Here is a 2,676-nt window from a genome sequence, read left to right as displayed (position 1 = left end):
CCGCCTCATAGTCGATGGGCTGGCTAGCCTGCCACAGCGCGTAAGCCGAGGAAGCTTGGTATTCGTCTCGCATCTCCAGGTGCAGTACACGCCGGGTAACGGTCGCGAATAGCTGCTCAAGCGAGGGGGGCTGCTCCGCCACCGGTCACCTCCGGGAAGAACGGCATCATGCGCTTCGGGATGCGCACCACCGTCTCATGCGGCGGCACCTCCCCGATCTCGGCAAGCGCCGCCTGGTCGGTGACGCGCCAGCCCTGGATCACATACTCATCTCCGTCATCCCAGATCGTCGGGGAGTCATTCGACTCCGAGCTAGGGTCCTTGCCGAGAAAACGTAGCGCCATGATCCCGCCTCCATTAACCGTGGTCATTGAACGTTGACCAAGTTTCCCTGTGGATGACCAGGCACTCAAGACAGATTGCCCGAAGTTGCCCTGATCAACGGCTCATTCGTGATCGTTCAAGGATCTAACCAGCAACAGCGGCACAAGTGGCCAACGACGGGAAGGCTCTACCAGCCCGTAGGGCACAATGTGCGGGTGACCGAGGGGCCAGATCCAAAAGCCGACTGGTGGACTACCAGCGACATTGCCGCCTACCTCGGCGTTCAGATCGGCACGGTCAGCTCGTACCGCATACGCAACCAGATGCCGGCCCCCGACATGACCGTGGGACGCACGCACATGTGGAAGCCAGCTCGCATCATCGAGTGGCACGAATCGCGGCCTCGGCCCGGCGTGGGAGGAAGACCAGTAGCTGATGAGTCCTGAGGAGCGCGACTTGGATACGCAGCAAGCGGGCGCGGATACCCGTTGGAAGGTCCACGGCGAGCGGAACATCTATTCGAGCGAGTGGATTCGCCTCAACCTCACAGACGTCGAGCTGCCTGACGGCCAGCGCTTCGAGCATCACACGGTCTGGCTGCCGGAGGCGGCCATGACTGCTCTGCTCAATGACGATCAGGATCACGTGCTGCTCATGTGGCGTCACCGGTTCGTCTCGGACATCTGGAACTGGGAACTTCCCGGCGGGCTGGTGGACGAAGGCGAGGAGCCTGCCGAGGCTGCGGCCCGCGAAATCCTGGAGGAGACCGGGTACCGGCCACGATCAATGGAGCACCTGGTGACCTTTGAGCCCATGATCGGCATGGTCAAGAACCCGCACCATGTTTTCCTCGGCCGAGGCGCTGAGCAAGTCGCCGAGCCCACCGAGACCACTGAGATGGAGCGCATGAGGTGGGTTCCGCTCGCCGACGTGCCGGGGCTCATCCGGTCAGGGCAGGTCTCCAACTCCGGCTCACTTGTGGCCTTGCTGCATGTGCTGGCGCTCAGCGGGCCAACTGCAAACCACTAGCCAGTAGGCGGCTCAGCCGCTTGCGCTGCCGGTTGGATGCCGTCTGATTGGCCAGCTCCAACGCCAAGCCCGCCTGATGGCGGGCTTCGTCGTGTTCACCGCGAACAGCATGCGCCATGGCCAGATCCGTTCGAAGGCCGGCCACGGCCCGCGCGAAGCTGCTGTCCATGCGATCGAGCGATGCGGTCAGCTCTTCCACCGCTTCGGCCGCGCCGAGGCGCGCGAGACAATGGCCGCGCCAGCGCCCGAGGTGGGTCGCGTCGAGAAAGATGAAGGGCATATCAGCGTTCGGGGCCTCGGCTTGCAGCTTAGATGCGGCTTGGTCCAGTGCATGACGTGCTGCTTTGGCATCTCCGAGCGCCGCAAGCGCCTCTGCCTCGGCCGCCCACAGCCAGCTCTCCAACAAGGCTGGCACTTGGCCCTGGGCCTGCCGTCTGGCTGCTCGCATGCATTCCACCGCCTCGGCGGTCTTCTCCGCATCCAGCAGCGCGTAGGCCTGCTGTGCGCTCACATGCGCGAGGACGGCGGCATTACCGGCGTCTCGTGCTGCTGACTTCGCCACCTCGTGCAGCTTCCACGATTCGGCCGTGTCTCCGAGGTCGAGTGCCTGCCAACCAGCCAGTGCCGCCGCCTCGGCGGTCGCTATCCCCAACAGCCTGCGCGTCTCTCCGCGCATCGAGAAGGCCAGCAGGTCAGAAAGCTGGACGACATGCTGCTGGGTCTGTTTGAGCAGGTGCATGGCACCGAGGCGACGATCAAGCCCACGCAACACCTCAGTCTGTTGCTCAAGCAGGGCGACCGTAGTTACGTCCACTTTGGAGGCCGCCGACAGCCGCATCTCCAAACCTTCGACCTGGGCAGTGATGAACGCGTCGCTCGGCTCACTCGCCGCACCAGCCGCGAACTCGGTCGTAAATACGCTGCTCAGCAGGCCTGCATAGAACTCTGAGAGCCCCCGCCTTCCTGCGGACCACTCGCGAACCATCCTGCGCAGGCTGTCATCGCCCGGCAGCTCGACATTGGACAAGCGAGCTGCCTTGCGCATCTCCAGGAGCAATCTCGCTCGGCTCCATCCGCGCTGGCGGCAAAGATCAGCAATCCCCGTTCCGTACACCCGTTCTAGCCTCCCTTAGACGACCATGCCCAAAGGTGAATCGATTTGCAAGTCCCTTTGCGAGACACGGAGTCCCCCTGCGTCCCCCCGATTCCTCTGTGGAACGGCCCGACCAGGCCGCAAGCTAGGGATAGCCCCAAGAAAGACGGGGCCGAGACCAGAAGAAGACCAGAAATCCATAGGCATTGTTGCGAAGTCCTGAGTGAGTC

3 protein-coding genes are annotated in these 2,676 nt (G+C 63.4%); 1 reads left to right on the top strand and 2 read right to left on the bottom strand.

The window, feature by feature from the left end; translation table 11 throughout:
- Positions 1-116 precede the first annotated feature (116 nt).
- A complete protein-coding gene (locus Rhe02_RS49325) occupies positions 117-344 on the bottom strand; it encodes a hypothetical protein (protein ID WP_203915533.1) in 228 nt (75 codons plus the stop codon).
- Between the two features lie 436 nt (positions 345-780).
- On the opposite strand from Rhe02_RS49325, the gene Rhe02_RS49320 reads away from it, so the two are divergent.
- Positions 781-1,353, top strand: coding sequence for an NUDIX domain-containing protein (locus tag Rhe02_RS49320; protein WP_239124578.1), 573 nt, complete (start codon positions 781-783; stop codon positions 1,351-1,353).
- Here Rhe02_RS49320 and Rhe02_RS49315 read toward each other — a convergent pair.
- The gene (locus Rhe02_RS49315) at positions 1,328-2,380 is read right to left on the bottom strand and encodes an NsdA family TPR-like regulatory protein (protein WP_203915531.1); all 1,053 of its coding nucleotides are present in this window, start codon (positions 2,378-2,380) and stop codon (positions 1,328-1,330) included. The two genes, Rhe02_RS49320 and Rhe02_RS49315, sit on opposite strands and share 26 nt — an antisense overlap.
- Positions 2,381-2,676: the final 296 nt, after the last annotated feature.

Origin of the sequence: Rhizocola hellebori, assembly GCF_016862955.1 — a bacterium.
Lineage (GTDB): Bacteria > Actinomycetota > Actinomycetes > Mycobacteriales > Micromonosporaceae > Rhizocola > Rhizocola hellebori.
The sequence above is the reverse complement of the archived record's forward strand: the minus strand, read 5'-3'. Positions and strand labels throughout refer to the sequence as shown.